The organism is Streptomyces sp. NPDC058459, assembly GCF_042721685.1.
Classification (GTDB): Bacteria; Actinomycetota; Actinomycetes; order Streptomycetales; family Streptomycetaceae; genus Streptomyces.
This window is the reverse complement of the sequence record NZ_JBHXLV010000154.1, coordinates 1-15,739: the sequence shown is the minus strand read 5'-3', so window position 1 is coordinate 15,739 and position 15,739 is coordinate 1. Positions and strand designations below refer to the sequence as shown.

At 73.6% G+C, this 15,739-nt stretch carries 16 protein-coding genes; 9 read left to right on the top strand and 7 right to left on the bottom strand.

The annotated features are described in order from the left end of the window. Window positions 1–15 precede the first annotated feature (15 nt). Window positions 16–1,203 carry an epoxide hydrolase family protein gene (locus tag ACFWN1_RS23970; RefSeq protein WP_384365481.1) on the bottom strand — a complete coding sequence of 396 codons (1,188 nt, stop codon included), beginning with the start codon at window positions 1,201–1,203 and terminating at the stop codon, window positions 16–18. A gap of 114 nt (window positions 1,204–1,317) precedes the next feature. Here ACFWN1_RS23970 and ACFWN1_RS23965 point away from each other — a divergent pair, with 114 nt between their 5' ends. Continuing rightward, the gene (locus ACFWN1_RS23965; protein ID WP_384365478.1) at window positions 1,318–2,616 is read left to right on the top strand and encodes a PP2C family protein-serine/threonine phosphatase; all 1,299 of its coding nucleotides are present in this window, start codon (window positions 1,318–1,320) and stop codon (window positions 2,614–2,616) included. A 247-nt stretch (window positions 2,617–2,863) separates the two neighbouring features. On the opposite strand, the gene ACFWN1_RS23960 is transcribed toward ACFWN1_RS23965, so the two are convergent. The 4 genes from ACFWN1_RS23960 to ACFWN1_RS23945 all read right to left on the bottom strand — a co-directional run bounded on the left by ACFWN1_RS23960 (window position 2,864) and on the right by ACFWN1_RS23945 (window position 6,617). Continuing rightward, the gene (locus ACFWN1_RS23960; protein ID WP_384365475.1) at window positions 2,864–4,372 is read right to left on the bottom strand and encodes an MFS transporter; all 1,509 of its coding nucleotides are present in this window, start codon (window positions 4,370–4,372) and stop codon (window positions 2,864–2,866) included. 260 nt (window positions 4,373–4,632) lie between these two features. Next, window positions 4,633–5,439, bottom strand: coding sequence for an SAM-dependent methyltransferase (locus tag ACFWN1_RS23955; RefSeq protein WP_384365472.1), 807 nt, complete (start codon window positions 5,437–5,439; stop codon window positions 4,633–4,635). A 45-nt stretch (window positions 5,440–5,484) separates the two neighbouring features. After that, window positions 5,485–5,742: a DUF397 domain-containing protein gene (locus ACFWN1_RS23950; protein WP_384365469.1), complete on the bottom strand. Its 258-nt coding sequence runs from the start codon at window positions 5,740–5,742 to the stop codon at window positions 5,485–5,487. Next, the gene (locus tag ACFWN1_RS23945) at window positions 5,739–6,617 is read right to left on the bottom strand and encodes a helix-turn-helix domain-containing protein (RefSeq protein WP_384365466.1); all 879 of its coding nucleotides are present in this window, start codon (window positions 6,615–6,617) and stop codon (window positions 5,739–5,741) included. The genes ACFWN1_RS23950 and ACFWN1_RS23945 overlap by 4 nt, the downstream gene beginning before the upstream one ends. 162 nt (window positions 6,618–6,779) lie before the next feature. Here ACFWN1_RS23945 and ACFWN1_RS23940 point away from each other — a divergent pair, with 162 nt between their 5' ends. The 6 genes from ACFWN1_RS23940 to ACFWN1_RS23915 all read left to right on the top strand — a co-directional run bounded on the left by ACFWN1_RS23940 (window position 6,780) and on the right by ACFWN1_RS23915 (window position 11,739). Further along, entirely contained in the window at window positions 6,780–7,220 is a 441-nt protein-coding gene (locus ACFWN1_RS23940) for an ATP-binding protein (protein ID WP_384365463.1), read from the top strand. Window positions 7,221–7,459: 239 nt separating this feature from the next. Beyond that, entirely contained in the window at window positions 7,460–8,047 is a 588-nt protein-coding gene (locus tag ACFWN1_RS23935; RefSeq protein ID WP_384365460.1) for a lytic transglycosylase domain-containing protein, read from the top strand. Window positions 8,048–8,214: 167 nt separating this feature from the next. Then, window positions 8,215–8,508: a hypothetical protein gene (locus tag ACFWN1_RS23930; protein ID WP_384365457.1), complete on the top strand. Its 294-nt coding sequence runs from the start codon at window positions 8,215–8,217 to the stop codon at window positions 8,506–8,508. After that, window positions 8,505–9,710 carry a cupin domain-containing protein gene (locus ACFWN1_RS23925; protein ID WP_384365454.1) on the top strand — a complete coding sequence of 402 codons (1,206 nt, stop codon included), beginning with the start codon at window positions 8,505–8,507 and terminating at the stop codon, window positions 9,708–9,710. The genes ACFWN1_RS23930 and ACFWN1_RS23925 overlap by 4 nt, the downstream gene beginning before the upstream one ends. A 7-nt stretch (window positions 9,711–9,717) precedes the next feature. Next, entirely contained in the window at window positions 9,718–10,623 is a 906-nt protein-coding gene (locus ACFWN1_RS23920) for a sucrase ferredoxin (protein ID WP_384365451.1), read from the top strand. 177 nt (window positions 10,624–10,800) lie between these two features. After that, entirely contained in the window at window positions 10,801–11,739 is a 939-nt protein-coding gene (locus tag ACFWN1_RS23915; RefSeq protein WP_384365448.1) for an SDR family oxidoreductase, read from the top strand. On the opposite strand, the gene ACFWN1_RS23910 is transcribed toward ACFWN1_RS23915, so the two are convergent. After that, the gene (locus ACFWN1_RS23910) at window positions 11,730–12,731 is read right to left on the bottom strand and encodes a helix-turn-helix transcriptional regulator (RefSeq protein WP_384365446.1); all 1,002 of its coding nucleotides are present in this window, start codon (window positions 12,729–12,731) and stop codon (window positions 11,730–11,732) included. The genes ACFWN1_RS23915 and ACFWN1_RS23910 overlap by 10 nt on opposite strands. A 254-nt stretch (window positions 12,732–12,985) precedes the next feature. Beyond that, complete coding sequence (locus ACFWN1_RS23905; RefSeq protein ID WP_384365443.1) at window positions 12,986–14,179, bottom strand: FAD-dependent monooxygenase; 1,194 nt, start codon at window positions 14,177–14,179, stop codon at window positions 12,986–12,988. A gap of 389 nt (window positions 14,180–14,568) precedes the next feature. On the opposite strand from ACFWN1_RS23905, the gene panD reads away from it, so the two are divergent. Both panD and ACFWN1_RS23895 read left to right on the top strand, forming a co-directional pair. Further along, window positions 14,569–14,988 carry an aspartate 1-decarboxylase gene (panD, locus tag ACFWN1_RS23900; protein ID WP_384365440.1) on the top strand — a complete coding sequence of 140 codons (420 nt, stop codon included), beginning with the start codon at window positions 14,569–14,571 and terminating at the stop codon, window positions 14,986–14,988. Between the two features lie 31 nt (window positions 14,989–15,019). After that, complete coding sequence (locus ACFWN1_RS23895) at window positions 15,020–15,355, top strand: GNAT family N-acetyltransferase (protein ID WP_384365437.1); 336 nt, start codon at window positions 15,020–15,022, stop codon at window positions 15,353–15,355. Window positions 15,356–15,739 lie beyond the last annotated feature (384 nt).

Genomic DNA, 15,739 nt, shown 5'->3' with positions numbered 1-15,739 from the left:
GCCCGGCGCGTGTGATCACGCCAACTGCCGGAAGAACGCCCGGATGTCGCCGACGAGCGCCTCCGGCTGCTCCATGGCGGCGAAGTGGCCGCCCCGGTCGAACTCCGTCCAGCGGACGATGTTCTCGGTCCGTTCGGCGATGTGCCGCAGCACGATGAAGTTCTCGCGCGGGAACGAGGCGAACGCGGTCGGCGCCGGGGAGGGCTCGGCCGGCTGACCCGCGTGGCCGGCATGGGCCCGCTCGTAGTAGATGCGCGCGGAGGAGCCCGCCGTCCCGGTCAGCCAGTACAGCGTGACGTCGGTGAGCATGTGGTCGCGGTCGACGGCGTCCTCCGGCCGGTCCGCCGAGTCCGTCCACTCCTTGAACTTCTCCGCGATCCAGGCCAGTTGTCCGACAGGGGAGTCGGTCAGGGCGTAGGAGAGCGTCTGCGGGCGGGTGGACTGGACATCGGCGTAGCCCTGCTTCTCACGGCTCCACTCCTTCATCCGCTCCCAGGAGGCGAGGGTGCGCGCGCGTTCGGCGGGGCTCAGCACGGCCAGTTCCTCCCCGGTCGGCTCGGCCGTCGCGCCGGCGCCGGGGATCAGGTTCAGATGGACGCCGATGACCCGCTCCGGCCGGATACGGCCCAGCTCGCGGCTGACTGCCGCGCCCCAGTCGCCGCCCTGGGCGCCGTAACGCCCGTAGCCGAGGCGGTCCATCAGCTCCGCGAACGCGGCCGCGGTCCTGCGGTTCTCCCAGCCGGGCTCGCGGGTCGGCCCGGAGAAACCGAAGCCGGGGATGCTCGGCAGCACCAGATGGAAGGCGTCGGCCGGGTCACCGCCGTGCGTTCGGGGGTCGGTCAGCGGGCCCGCGATCCGCTCGAACTCGGCGAACGAACCTGGCCAGCCGTGCGTGATGATCAGCGGGGTGGCGTCCGGCTCGGGGGACCGCAGGTGCGCGAAGTGGATGTTCGCGCCGTCGATCGTGGTCATGAACTGCGGCCACTCGTTCAGCCGGGCCTCCGCCGCCCGCCAGTCGTACACGTGCCGCCAGTAGTGCGCCAGCTCGCGCAGATAGCCGAGCGGAACCCCGAGGTCCCAGCCGGCCCCCGGCAGCTCGTCCGGCCAGCGGGTGCGGTCGAGGCGATGGCGCAGGTCCGCCAGCTCGCTCTCCGGGACATCGATGCGGAACGGCCGGATGCCGGCGTCCGGTGAAGTGGTCATAGCGGCGCAGCCTAGGTGTCCCGGCGGGCGCGGCACCTGTCATTTCCGGCGGGTCCCTGGGCCGAACGGCTGTCGCCCGGTGCGGGCCCGGCACGCGCCGGGTACGTGCCCTGCATGGACAGCTTCGACGTGGACCCGGCGTTGCGCGAGGCCCTGGACCGGCTCACCCTGCTGGACCAGACCACGGCCGTGCTGGCGAGCACGCTCGACGCGGTGGAGGGGGTGAGCCGGGTGTGCCGGGTGCTCGTCCCGGCGCTGGCGGACTGGAGCATGGGCGACCTGATGGACGACGCCGGCCACCTGGAGCGCGTCTGCGTCGCGCACGGGGAGCCGGGCACCCCGCTGGCCGGCATGAGGGGGGTGCTGCCCGGGGTGGGGGAGGACGCCGAGGACCCCTGGTCGCGGGTGCTGCGCGGTGCCGGCGCGCTGCTGCTGTCGGCCGAGCGGTTCGTGCCGGACGCGGAGACCTCCGATCCGCTGCACGCGCTGAACAGCGAGCTGTTCCGGCGGCTGGGCGGCGGCTCGGGGATCGTCGCCCCGCTGCGGGCCCGGCGCCGGGTGCTGGGCGCGCTGACCCTCGTGCGCGGACCGGAGCGGGAGCCGTTCGGGGAGCGGGACCTGACGCAGGTGGAAGGGCTGGCCCACCGGGTGGGCCTCGCGGTGGACAACGCCCGGCTGCACACCGAGGTGCAGACCATCGCCGAGCGCATGCAGCGCTCCCTGCTGCCCAGCCTGCCCGTGGTGGACGGCCTGCGGATCGCCGCCCGCTACGCCCCGGCCGCCTCCGCCGCGCAGGTCGGCGGTGACTGGTACGACAGCTTCGTGCTGCCCCAGGGCGACACCGCCCTGATCATCGGCGACGTCACCGGCCATGACCTCCAGGCGGCCGTGGCCATGAGCCAGATCCGCAACATGCTGCGCGGCATCGCCTGCGACCGCCAGGAGCCGCCCGGCCGTATCCTGCGCCGGCTGGACCTCGCGATGGCCGTGCTGTACCCGCACCAGACCGCGACCTGCGTCTACGCCCTGCTCAAGGGCCCCGAGGGCGGCCAATACCAGCTGAACTGGGCGTCCGCCGGCCATCTGCCGCCGCTGCTGATCACTCCGGCCGGGGACACGAGGTACCTGGACGCCGGGCGCGGCATGGTCCTCGGCGTCGACCCCGGGGTCCAGCGGGCCGGCGCCGACGCCGTCCTGCCGCCCGGCGGCACCCTGCTGCTCTACACCGACGGCCTGGTCGAACGCCGGGGAGAGCCCCTGGACCACAGCCTCACCCGGCTGCGCCAGCACGCGGCCGCCCTGGTCGGCCGGACCCCGGACGTCCTGTGCGAGGAGCTGCTGACCGGCCTCGCCACGGACGCCGAGGACGATGTCGCCATGCTCGCCCTGCGCCTGCCCACCGCCACGCCCTGACGCCCGGAGGAGTCACGGGACACAGCTGGCGGGCGGCAGTCACGAGAAAATGTCGATGTCGATGTCGATGTGGTCGTCGTCGGAGCCGGGTACGCGGGCCGCACCTACCCCGCCCAGGCGGACTGCCGGCCCGCGTCACCAGCACCCGCGCCGGCCGCGCCCCCCGCCTGCTTCGTGCGGAACATGGCCGCCCTGACCGGCGTCCCGTGCGCCGAGACCGTCGTAACGGTGTGCCGGGCCGGGCGGCTCAGTTCTGCCGTGCGTGCACCGGGCTGTGGGCCACCTCGTCCGGACAGCCGGACCGGGGGGACCGGTCGCGCCGCCAGTCGAACGCGGCGAGTGCCAGCGACGCGATCATGCCCAGGAGGGCCGCTGCCAGCGCGGCGACGAGGGCGGTGCGGTAGTCGCCGCTCCTGCCGAGCACCACGTAGAACAGGCCGGGCAGCGCGGCGGTGCCCACCGCGGCACCCAGTCGCTGCCCGGTCTGCAGCGCGCCCCCGGCCGCGCCCGCCATGCGCACCGGAACGTCGCGCAGGGTCATGGTGATGTTGGGCGAGACCACGAAACCGCTGCCGATCCCGCCGAGGAACAGCACCGGCGCGGCCACCCAGGGCGCGATCCCCAGCGGCACGAGCCGCAGCAGCAGGGCGGTACCGCCGAGCCCGGCGATCACGCCCGCCAGACCGCACACGGTGAGCACCCGGCCGAACCGCTCCACCAGCCGCCCCGCGAGCACGGCCGCGCTCGCCGAACCGAGGGCGAAGGCGGTCACCGCGAGGCCCGACTTCAGCGGCGAGTAGCCGAGCCCGTGCTGGTAGAACAGCGCGAACACCAGCCAGACCCCGCTGAAGCCGACGAAGTACAGCGTGCCCACCCCGGCGCCCACCGCGTAGCCGCGCACCGTGCTGAACAGCCTCGGATCGAGCAGCGGCTGCGCGTCCCGGGCGACCAGGCGCCGCTGCCACCACACGAACGCGCCCAGCAGCACTACCGCGACCGGGAAGAGCCACCACAGCCGCCCGAACCCGCCGGAGTCCGCCTGCACCAGCGGATACATCAGCGCGAGCACGCCCGTGCCGAGCAGCAGGACGCCAGGTACGTCCACACTCCCTCGTCCCTTGCGCTCGACGCGGGGCAGCAGCCGACGGCCCAGCAGGACGGCGAGCAGCCCGATGGGGACGTTGACGTAGAAGATCCACCGCCAGCCCTGCTCGCCGGAGGCCAGGGCGAGGAGGGCGCCGCCCGTGATCGGGCCGAGGGCGGAGGAGATGCCCACGGTCGCGCCGAAGAAGCCGAAGGCCCGGCCGCGCTCCGCGCCCCGGAACAACTGCTGGATCAGCGCCGAGTTCTGCGGTGCCATGAACCCCGCCGCCAGTCCCTGGCAGAGCCGGGCGAGCACCAGCAGGGTGATGTCCGGCGCCGCGCCGCAGGCCGCGCTGAAGATCACGAACGCGCTGAGCGCCAGCAGGAAGATCCGGCGCCGGTCCAGTGCGTCGCCCAGCCGCCCGGCGGTGACCAGGGCGAGCGCGAAGGTCAGGGCGTACCCGGACACCACCCACTGCACCTCGGCCGGGGTGGCGTGCAGCTCGCGCTGGATGGTGGGCAGCGCCACCGCGACGATCGTCACGTCCAGCAGGCTCATGAAACCGGCGACCAGCGTCACCCACAGGGCCCGCCACCGGCGCGGGTCCGGCTCGTACCCGTCCGTGGCGGCGGGTGGCCGTCCGCCGTCCGCCGTCGATGCCGACCGAGTCACCAGGGCTCCTCTCGTCACTGGACACCGCACTCGGCACCGGGTTCCCCGACCGGCCGCCCGGCACTCGTACGGCCCCTTCGCGGCCCCGTTCGACGACCCTCGGTAGCACCGCGGAGATCATCCAGGCCCAGGTGCCGGCGCCCGGGTTCCGGCCCGAGACACCACCCCCGTACGACGGAACGCCCCCTGCCTTCGCGGCACGGGGCGTTCCCGTCTTCTCCGGCCCGTCTGCTCGGGCCCGGCTTCTCCGGCCGTGGCCGCTACGGCTTGATGCCCACTCCGGTCCACAGGCTGATCTCCGCGTCCGTGGCGGTCGGTTCGGTGTCCGGGCGCCAGCGGTGGCCCATCGAGATCCCGGGGTCGAGCAGTTCCAGCCCGTCGAAGAAGCGCGCCACCTCAGCGCGGGAGCGGAACCGCACCGGGGTCCCGGCCCCGTTGTAGAGGTCGGCCAGCTTCTGCCAGGTCGGCGCGTCGAAGTCGGGCGTGCAGTGGCTCAGGGCGAGCGCGCTGCCAGAGGGCAGCACGTCCAGCAGCCGGCCGACGATCCCGTACGGGTCCCGGTCGTCCGGCACGAAGTGCATCAGGGCGTTCATGGACAGCGCCACCGGCTGCTTCATGTCCAGGACCTCGCCCAGCTCGGGGGAGTCCAGCAGCGACTGCGGATCGTTGACGTCCGCCTCGATGTACGCGGTGCGGCCCTCGGCCGTGCTGCGCATCAGGCGCTCGGCGTACTTGAGCACGAGCGGGTCGTTGTCCGCGTACACCACCCGCGCGTCGGCGACCACGGACTGGGCCACCTGGTGCAGGTTCGGCTCGGTGGGGATGCCGGTGCCGATGTCCAGCCACTGCCGGATGCCGTGCTCCTCGGCCAGCACCCGGGTGGCCCGGTGCATGAAGCCCCGGTTCTCGCGCGCGCAGACGAAGATGCCGGGATACACGGCCGCAGCCGCCTCCCCCGCCCGCCGGTCAGTCTCGAAGTGGTCCTTGCCGCCCAGATAGAAGTCGTACATCCGGGCGGAGTGGGGCCTGCTGGTGTCCAGGTCCCGCGCCGCGTGTGAGTTGGTCATCCTGCCCTCTTCGGTGTGTCGTGGGGGAGAAGCGTGGGGGTGGAGTCAGCCGTCGGTCAGATGGTCGGCGAGGCCCCGCTTGACCCCCGCGACGAATGCGGTGATCTCCTCCGGGGTGTAGATCAGCGCGGGCCCGGCCGGATCGGTCGACTGGCGCAGCGCCACCCGGCCGTCGGCGAGCCGCTTGGTCTGCACGCACTGCCCGCCGTTCGGACCGCTCCAGGGCGACTCCCAGCCCTGCTCGCCCAGGTCGGAGGCGGGCATGCCGTTGTAGGCGTGGCCACGCCCGTCGATGGTGGTCATGAGTACTCCTTGCGCATGCGGTTCAGCAGCGCCCTGCTCTGCGCGTCGGAGGACAGCAGGGACATGCGGTTGTGCGCCTCCAGATGGGCGACGACGTCGGAGCGCTGGTCCAGGTACATCGCGCCGCACAGGATCTCGCTGTAGACGATGTCCGGCAGTTCCGGCTCCTCGAACCGGAAGTACGTGAACGGCGCGCACGCCCCCACATGGGCACCGGCGGTGAACGGCACGATGTCGACGCTGACATGCGGCAGCTCCGAGAGCTCCAGCAGCCGGTCGAGCTGCTCCCGCATCACCTCGGGCCCGCCCACCACCCGGTGCAGGACGGCCTCCTCCATCACCACCCACAGCGTCGGCGAGTCGGCGCGCTCCAGCAGGGCGCTGCGGCGCAGCCGCAGGTCCACCCGGCGCGTCAGATCTTCGTCACTGTCGTTCGGGAACCCGCCGCCGAGCACACCGCGTGCGTACGCGTGGGTCTGGAGCAGGCCGGTCACGTAGTGCGGCTCGTAGGTGCGCAGGGTCTTGGCGCCGGTCTCCAGGCTCACGTACGCGCTGAACCAGCCCGGCACCACATCGCGGTAGGCGTGCCACCAGCCGGGTTGGTTGGCCCGCTCGGCGAAGGCGACGAACTCGTCCCGCTCCTGCCGGCCGGCGCCGTACGTCTCGAGCAGCTTCTCCACGTAGAGGGGCTTGAGCGCCACCTCCGCCTTCTCCAGCCGGCGGATGGTCAGGGCCGTGACCCTGAGCGCCCGCGCCGCGTCCTCCAGCGAGACGCGCGCCTCCTGACGCCGCTCCTGCAGCCTGCGGCCCAGGACCATGCGGAGCACGGTGGGCGCACTGCCGGCGCTGCTCGCGCTCGAACGGCCTTCACTCACGCCCTACCTCCTGATGGGCTGTCACTCTTGCGATTGTGGCAGGGAGTTGGTGAATCAACCAGATGGATAGCGGCTCTCTGTAATTATCAGGGAGTCGGTTGCAGCCCGAACTCGGTTGCGAGCATAGTTACTTGAGTGACCGCCTCACGGAAGGCAATCATCGTGACCCCCACCACGACCTCGTCACCGGACCTGTTGGACATCGCGGATCCGGACCAGACACACTGGATCACTTTGCGATCGCACCATTCCAGCGTCCGGATCGCCCGCCGCTCCGTGCGGGACCGGCTGAGCGGGTGGCCGCTGCCCGAAGCACTGCGGGCGGACGCCGTGCTGCTGGTGTCCGAACTCACCACCAACGCGGTCCTGCACACCTCCAGTGTGCGCATCCAGTGCGGCATCGGCCTCATCGCCCCCGGCCGTCTGCGCATCGAGGTGCACGACCACGACTACTCCGGCCGGGGCCTCACCCGGTGCGAACCCGGACCAGACGACGAGGGCGGGCGGGGACTCCTGCTCGTCGAGCAGTTCGCCGACTCCTGGGGCGTCGACCTGTCCAGGCTCACCAGCGGCAACGCGGTCTGGGCGACACTGGGCCCGTGAGGCGCCGAGCCCTCAGACGGCCCAGCTCTTGAGACGGCTCAGCCTGGCGTGGTCCACGTTGCCCTGTGGCGCCCGGACCCGCCGGCACCCTGCCGGACAACCCTACGGAGTACCGGGTGCACGCCGGGGTCGGCCGCGTGGGTGACCGGCAGGATTGAGGCCGGGGCGCACGGGCACCTGGGGGCCAGAGGGCGGCGGGCGTTCCGCCGTCCGGCTGGTGGCAGGGAAAGGCCGTGCTCATGGACAGAAGACCGACTCCGGCGCCGGACGGGACCGGCCACGCCCCGACACCGCCCCTGCTGCCCGGCGGCTACGACCCGGCCGACTACGCCGGGACCGTGGCCCGTGGCGCGGAGGCGGCCGGGGTGTCGCCGGTGCTGCTGATGACCGTCCTGCACAACGAGGCGTACAAACCGCACCACCCGCTGCTGGAACGGCTCTGGCAGTGGTGGAAGCCCGGTGCCTCTTTCGGTGTGGCCAACATGCACCGCGCCGCCTTCGAGTCGGTCCGGCGCGGCTACGGTCTGTCGGGGCGCTGGCAGGACCTGCGGGACGATCCCGCGTTCGCCGTCCGCGTCGCGGCCCTGCACCTGCGGGACCTCGACCGGGCGCTGCCCTCGCGCCATGTGAGCCGCTACACCCGCGACGAACTCCTCGCCCTCGGCTACAACGCGGGCGAACGGAACATGCGGGCCTTCGCGCGGGGCGTGCCCCCGGGGCCGATGGCCCGCTCGTACCTGCGCCGCTACCGCGAGCGCCATGGCCGGGCCGCCGACGCGCTGGCGCAGGGCGGCAGGCCGCGCGGCACGGACGCCGCGGCGGGCTGAGCCGCCGTCCCGGGTGCCCGTCGCGGCCCACCGGATGCAGACGGCCGGGATCTGGGTGACGGTAGTCGTAGAGGCCCGGCCGGCGTGCCTGCGCACCGCCGGGGAGACCGCCCGGCCGAGTGGACCGGGCGGCGGGGCCCACACCACGGCGACGGCGAGGAGGAACTGTGGCTACTTCCGATCACCAGCACGAGGGTCCCGCGGACGGCGGCGCGGCCGGCGAGCCCGGCGTGCACGACGGCGGTGCGGACGGCAGCGCCGAAGGTCCCGCGGACGGCGGCGCGGCGGGCGTACCCGGTGTCCACGACGGCGGAGCCGACGGCAGCGCGGACCACGACGCCGACCACGGCGCCGACCACGGCGCGGACGAGGGTGCCGAGGGCCCGGCCGACGGTGGCGCGGCGGGCGTACCCGGCGTTCACGACGGCGGAGCCGACGGCGGTGCGGACGGCGGCGCTTGACCGGCCCGGCCGGCGACTCCGGTGATCCCGGCGCCCTCGCGGGTGCCGGGACACTGGAGCGCCGTCTGACCGGCCTCCGTCCCGGCGACTTCGCGCGGGACGTCTGGTCGCGCACCGCGCTGCTCACCCGCCGCGCGAGCGACTTCTCCGACGTGTTCGACGCCGGCGCGGTGGACGAACTCCTCTCACGCCGGGGCCTGCGCACGCCCTTCCTCCGGGTCGCCAAGGACGGCACCGTGCTCCCCGAGTCGTCCTACACCTCGCCCGGCGGCGTCGGCGCCACTGTCTCCGACCAGCTCGACGACACCGCCCTGTGGCGGCTGTTCGCCGACGGCGCCACGCTCGTCCTCCAAGCCCTCCAGCGCACCTGGGCGCCCGTCGGGGAACTGTGCGCCGGGCTGAGCGCCGAGCTGGGGCACCCGGTGCAGGCCAACGCCTACATCACCCCGCCGCAGAGCCAGGGCTTCGACGACCACTACGACGTCCACGACGTGTTCGTCGTCCAGATCCAGGGCAGCAAACGCTGGCTCGTCCACGAGCCCGTCCACCGCGACCCGCTCAGGGACCAGCCCTGGACCGGCCACCGGGCCGCAGTCGCCGAGGCGGCAGAGGGGCCCGCGTACATCGACACCGTGCTGGAGCCCGGGGACGTCCTCTATCTGCCGCGCGGCTGGCTGCACGCCGCCCGTGCGAAGGGCGAGGTCTCCATCCACCTGACCCTGGGCGTCCATGTGTGGACCCGCTACGCGCTGGCCGAGCAGCTGGCCGAGACCGCGCTGGCCGCGCTGCGCGACGACCCCTGGGCCCGCGCCTCGCTGCCCCTGGGCGCCGACGCCACGGCCGAGGTGCTCGACGGCGTCCGCGAACGCCTCGCCGAGGGCGTCCACGGCGCCGACCCCGCCCCGCTGTTCCACCGCACCCGGCGCGGCCAGGGCCGGCCGGCACCGCTCGGACCGCTGGCCCAGCTCGCCGCCGTGGACGCGCTCGCGCCCGAGTCGCCCGTACGGCTGCGTGACGCGCTGGCGGCACGACTGGAAGGGGCACGCCTGACGACACGGGTCGGCTGGCTCGACTTCCCCGAGACCGAACTGCCCCTGCTGGCAGGCCTGCTGGCCGGCGAGACGCGTACCGCCGGTGACCTCGGGCTCCCCCTCGCCGGACGGCTGCTCCGCGCGGGCGTACTGGTGCCGGGCGGACAGTAGCCGCCCGGTGACCACCACGGACCGGTTCTTCTGCGCCGACGCCGCCCGGATACGCGGCGACTCCCTCGCGGGCACCGCGCCGCGCGGCACGGTCTGGGTGCTGATCGAGTACCGGGGCGCCTGGCCGCCCGACGGCTACGACGGCATCGACCTCGACCCGCTGGTCAAGGCCCACGTCTGGGCGGCCGCCCACGCGGTCCGGGCCCGTATCTTCCTGATCAGGCGCCTCGCCCGTCCCAGACCCGAGGGGCCCGGCCGGTGGGCCGTGGTGCACTACGAGCGGTCGGGCGCCTACCGCCAGCGCTGGGGCACCTGGAGCAGTGACCAGGACCTCGTGGAGATCGCCGAGGCCCTGAACTCACCGGGCTCACCGGGCTCCCTCGACCGGCCGCCCGTCGTCCTGGTCTGTGTCCACGGGCAGCACGACATCTGCTGCGCCGTGCGCGGCCGGCCCGTGGCGCGGGCGCTCAGCGAACGCTGGCCCAACCTCGTCTGGGAGTGCACCCACGTGGGCGGGGACCGGTTCGCCGCCAACGTCGTCGTCGTGCCCGACGGGGTGTACTACGGCGATCTCGACCCCACTTCGGCCGTGCGGGCGGTCGAGGAACACCTCGCCGGACGCATCCACCCCGACTTCCTGCGCGGGTACACCGACCTCAACCCGCCGCAGCAGGTCGCCGTCGCCGCCCTGCTCGCCCGCTTCGGCCCGGCCGGGCGGCACGACTACACGGTCAGCGGCACCGCCCGCGACGGCGACGACTGGCGTATCCGCGTCGAACTCCACGCGCCCCGCCCGACCGCCTTCGACATCGAGGTGCACGCCCACCGCACGGCCCCCCACCGCCTCACCTGCCGGGGCCCCGTCCCGAGCCGCACGGTCACCTACGAGGTGCGGTCCATCCACTCCGCCTGACCGTCGCACTCGCCTCGAAGCCCACCCGAAGTCCTGCCGCCGTAAGCCGGCTTGACCGGAAGGAACAGCATGGCCGGCACCTGGTTCAGCACGGGCCCGGTGGTCAGCCAGGAAAAATGAGGGCGCGCGGGAGAAAAGGTGACGGGATCTGTCACCTTTGACGTGCACCGTGGAAGCATGACCACAGACCTGAACAACCAGCTCGCCGGCCGGATCGCCCTCGTCGCCGGGGCCACCCGGGGCGCCGGGCGGGCGATTGCCGTCGAACTGGGCCGGGCCGGAGCCACCGTCTACGTCACCGGACGCACCACCCGCGAGCGGACCAGCGAGGTCGGGCGGGACACCGAGACCATCGAGGAGACGGCGGAGCTGGTCACGGCGGCCGGGGGCACCGGGATCGCCGTACCCACCGACCATCTGGACCCCGACCAGGTCCGCGCGCTCGTCGGGCGGATCGACCGCGAGCAGGGACGGCTCGACATCCTCGTCAACGACCTCTGGGGCGGCGAACACCTCCTCGTCAACTCCGTCTTCGGCAAGAAGAGCTGGGAGACGCCCCTCGACGACGGCCTGCGCATCCTCGAACTCGGCGTGCGCTCGCACGTGATCACCGCCGCGCTCGCCCTCCCGCTCCTGATCCGCTCCGACGCCCCGCTGCACGTGGAGGTCACCGACGGCACTGCCGTCCACAACCGCCGCTACCGCGAGAACCTCTACTACGACCTCGCCAAGAACGCCCCCATCCGCATCGCCTTCGGCCTGGGCGAGGAACTCGCGGAGTACGGCGGCACGGCCGTCGCCGTCACGCCCGGCTTCCTCCGCTCCGAGCAGATGCTCGGCCACTTCGGCGTGACCGAGGAGAACTGGCGTGACGCGGCCGCCCAGGAACCCGACTTCGCCACCGCCGAGTCGCCCGCCTACCTCGCCCGGGGGATCGCCGCCCTCGCCGCCGACCCCGGCCGCGCCGCCCGCTGGAACGGCGGGTCCACCTCCAGCGCGGAACTCGCCAGGACCTACGACGTCGATGACATCGACGGCAGCCGGCCGGACGCCTGGGCCTACTTCGAGGAGGTCAAGTTCGGCGGCAAGGAGGGCACGCCCGACGACTACCGCTGACCGGCCCCGCCGTACAGCGCGGCGAGCACCCGCGCCTGCTCGCGGAAGCGGGCGCGCAGGCCCTCCGGGGCCAGCACCTCCACCTCTCCTCCCAACCCGCTGAGCTGCGCGAACGCGACCTCCTCCGACTCCACCGGCAACTCCAGCGTGACCCGGCCGGCGGCGTCCGGCGCGCTCGCCGACGCCAGCGCCGCGGCCACCCCGGCCGGGTCCGCGACGGCGGGCAGGCGGCCGAGACCGCGCCCGGTCAGACGCAGGGTGGCCGTCGTCCGCAGCAGCGTCCGGGCGAACTCGGCGGCGTTGGCACGCCAGTACGCGGTCAGATCGAAGTCGGGATCGCGGACGAAAGGCTCGTCCTCGGTGGGGGAGAGTGCCGTGACCCGGTCGGCGCGGTACGTGCGCCAGGTGCCGTTCCGCCCGGCCGGGACCCGGCCCACGACGTACCAGACCCCCGCCTTCAGGACGAGCCCGTACGGCTCCAGCAGACGGGTCACCGCGTCGTCCCCGTCCGGTCGCGCGTAGGTGATCCGGACCGTGCGGTCCGCCCACACCGCGCGGGCCAGTTCCGGCAGCAGGTCGGGCGCGGACGGTTCGCGGAACCAGGCCGGGGCGTCCAGGTGGAAGCGGCGCACCGAGGACTCGGCCGCCGCGCGGAGTGACGGGAGCAGGGTGGCGGAGAGTTTCAGCCGGGCGGTGTCCGCCGCGTCGGACAGGCCGAGGTCGCGCAGGGCGGTGGGCAGGCCCGAGAGGTAGAGCGTCTCGGCCTCGGTGGGGTGCAGGGTGGTGAGCCGGGTGCGGTGACCCGGCGCGAGGTGATAGCCGCCCGCACGGCCGCGTTCGGCGCGGATGGGGACGCCTGCCTCCTGGAGGGCCTGGGCGTCGCGGATCACCGTACGCCGGGAGACGCCCAGTTCACGGGCGAGGGCGTCGGCCGTCAGGCCGGGGCTGGACTGGACGAGCAGGGCCATGCGGATCAGACGGGCGGCACGCATGCCTCCAGCATCGTGCACGGGGGCACCCCGGGCCGGAGCGCCCCCACCGCCGTACGACCGGACGCCCGGCCTCGGGAACATCTCCCTAGCTGATGCGCGACGGCCGACGTGCTGCGGCTCACTCCCGGCCCGCTCGTGTACGGCCCGCGGCACCTGAGCTTCGCCGACTCCCCGCCCGCTGCTCGTGAACCACATCCTCGCCACGCGCCGGCAGCGCCAGGCGGGGCCCGGCTGGGCCCCGACGCCCCGCTGACTCAGGCGAGCGGCGGCAGCGGCCGGTCCGTGCCGGCGACCTGGGTGAGCCGCGCGGCGACCGGTGCGAGGAGCGGCGAGGAGAGGGACCTGACGACGAGCGTGCGCAGGGCCAGCCCGAGCCGGGTCCGGGGGTGGGCGAGGCGGACGACACCGGGCGGGAGTCTCTGTGTGGAGTCGACGAGGGGCCGCATCCACGCCTCGTACGCGGTGAGGGCGCTCTCGGTGTCGGCGTGGGACGACAGGCTGGCGGCGAGGACGTAGCCGCTGGTCAGCGCGAGTGAGGCGCCGCCGCCTCCCATCGGGGTGACGCACCAGGCGGCGTCGCCCACGAGACAGACCCGGCCGCGGTGCCAGGTGGGCATGCGGATCTGGGTGAGATGGTCGACGTAGACGTCCTCGGAGGCGTCGAACCCGTCCAGGACGCGCCCTGCCTCCCAGCCGGCGCCGGCGTACCGGGCACGGACCCGCGCCAGCGCCTCGGCGCGGTCGAGCGAGGCGAGATCCTCGTCGCGGGGGTAGGACAGGATGGCGCGGATGGTGCCGTGGTTGTCGGGCCGCAGATGGACCTGACGCCCGCCGACCGTGCTGTACCAGCGCCAGCGGTCGTCGTCGCCGGCGGTACGCGGGATCGTGCCGAACACCATGTTGACCCCGAGCGCACGCCGCTCCACCAGCCCGTCGAACAGCCGGTCCCGCGTGGCCGAACGCACCCCTTCGGCGAGTACGAGGAGGTCCGCGCGGAGGACCCGGCCGGAGTACGTGGACACGGTGATCGCGTCCTCGTCCTCGGCGGTGCCGGTGATGGTGTCGCCGTAGCGGGTCTCCACGCCTTCGGGCAGGTGGTCGAGGAGCGCGCGGGCGAAGTCCCCGCGCAGGATCTCCAGTTCGGCGGTGGCGCCGTCCGGGCCGTCGGAGGGCAGCTCGGCGGTCACCCTGCCCCGCCCGTCCACCAGGACCGCGCTCGTCTCGGTGGTGTTCAGCCCCTTCACCACGTCGAAGAGCCCCATCCGCGTCAGCACCTCGCGCCCGACACCCCGGACGTCGACGTTCTGCCCACCGTCACGGAAGCCCGGCGCACGCTCGATCACGGTGACCTGCCAGCCGGTGCGGCGCAGCCAGTAGGCGGCGGAGAGACCGGCGATGCTGGCACCGGAGACGACGGCGTGCGGGGGGTCCCTGATGTCGTTCCTCACGCATACCTCTTCGATGGTGGGGGGCCGGGCGGATGCGGGACCTGCCTCGCAGCCGATTCCGGCGTGGCCGCGTCGACAGTCGGCGGCGCCGGCAGTTGAGCGGTCGGTGGGGGTGCCGGTCTCTGACCGGTTGTGACGACCGGACGAGCACCCTCGCTCCTGAGCGCCGCGTGACGGTGATCACGGACGTCCTTCCCCGGGTGCTCGGTAGGCTTGGGCGCCATCCGGCGGGGTCCGTGAGAGCGGGCGAAGTCCTCGTTCCCTACCTGACGGGGCGTCAGAAAAACCTGGGGACGGCTGCCCCGTGCACGCGACTCGCTGTAGAATGTGGAAACAGCCCTTGACCTGCAAAAACGCCGGCAGGGAGCCTATCTTGTGGGAGTGCCCCGATGATGCGTACCATGTTCAAGTCCAAGATCCACCGCGCCACCGTCACCCAGGCCGACCTGCACTATGTCGGATCGGTGACCATCGACGCCGACCTGCTGGACGCGGCCGATCTGCTGCCCGGCGAGCTGGTGCACATCGTCGACGTCAGCAACGGGGCCCGGCTGGAGACGTACGTCATCGAGGGCGAGCGAGGGTCCGGGGTGATCGGGATCAACGGGGCCGCGGCGCACCTCGTGCACCCCGGTGACCTGGTGATCCTCATCAGCTACGCCCAGGTCTCCGACGCCGAGGCGCGGGAGCTCGTGCCCCGGATCGTGCATGTCGACGGGGAGAACCGGATCGTGTCCCTCGGCGCCGACCCGTCCGAGCCGGTGCCCGGTTCGGACCAGCGGCGCAGCCCGCAGGCCGTGTCGGCCTGACCGTGGACGACTACCAGGAGCGTGTGTGCCCATGAGTGATGTCGAGATCCGTGACGACCGGCCGGCCGGCCGCCTTGAGGCCCTCGCCGGAGGCGAAGTCGTCGGGCACATCGAGTACTTCGTACTGGACTCACCCGCGCGCGCCCTGGTCCCCGTCCACACGATCGTGGAGCCCGCCCACGAGGGCAAGGGCATCGCGGGCTCACTCGCCCGCGAGCTGTACACGCTCGCCGGGCGGGAGGGCGTGCCCGTCGCTCCGCTGTGCCCGTACGTCGTCGCCTGGGCCGAGCGGCATCCGGACGAGGCGCCCGCCGCCGATCCCGCCCTGGTCGCCGCCGCGAAGGAGCGGCTGCGCGCCGGTCGTTGATCGCGGGGGAGTGGAGCGGGGTACGGCGGGTAGTCGGGAGGTGGTCACCACGAAGTCCGGCGACCACACGGAGGCAGTCATGACCCGGCCGAACCCCGAACCCGTACCCCCGGCGCCCGACCCTGGCCCCGGCCCCACGCCGCCGGACCCGTACCCGACGCCGGTGCCGACGCCCCAGCCCGGCCCCGAGCCGACCCCTCCGGCCCCCGGCCCGCCCCAGCCGGGCCCGGTACCTCCCGGCCCCGCCCCGTCGCCCATCCCGCCGGGCCCGGAACCCGCCCCCACCCCGGAGCCGGGTCCCCCGCTGAGCCGGTGAGGTGACGGCGGGCCCGCCCGAGAGACGGCGGCCCGACCCAGAGTGCGGCGCGGGCTCCGACCCCGGAG

Bases quoted from the DNA above. Each gene is read 5' to 3' on its own strand.
- ACFWN1_RS23970 (WP_384365481.1), bottom strand. From the start codon at position 1,203: ATGACCACTTCACCGGACGCCGGCATCCGGCCGTTCCGCATCGATGTC.
- ACFWN1_RS23965 (WP_384365478.1), top strand. From the start codon at position 1,318: ATGGACAGCTTCGACGTGGACCCGGCGTTGCGCGAGGCCCTGGACCGG.
- ACFWN1_RS23955 (WP_384365472.1), bottom strand. From the start codon at position 5,439: ATGACCAACTCACACGCGGCGCGGGACCTGGACACCAGCAGGCCCCAC.
- ACFWN1_RS23950 (WP_384365469.1), bottom strand. From the start codon at position 5,742: ATGACCACCATCGACGGGCGTGGCCACGCCTACAACGGCATGCCCGCC.
- ACFWN1_RS23935 (WP_384365460.1), top strand. From the start codon at position 7,460: ATGGACAGAAGACCGACTCCGGCGCCGGACGGGACCGGCCACGCCCCG.
- ACFWN1_RS23915 (WP_384365448.1), top strand. From the start codon at position 10,801: ATGACCACAGACCTGAACAACCAGCTCGCCGGCCGGATCGCCCTCGTC.
- ACFWN1_RS23910 (WP_384365446.1), bottom strand. From the start codon at position 12,731: ATGCGTGCCGCCCGTCTGATCCGCATGGCCCTGCTCGTCCAGTCCAGC.
- panD (WP_384365440.1), top strand. From the start codon at position 14,569: ATGATGCGTACCATGTTCAAGTCCAAGATCCACCGCGCCACCGTCACC.
- ACFWN1_RS23895 (WP_384365437.1), top strand. From the start codon at position 15,020: ATGAGTGATGTCGAGATCCGTGACGACCGGCCGGCCGGCCGCCTTGAG.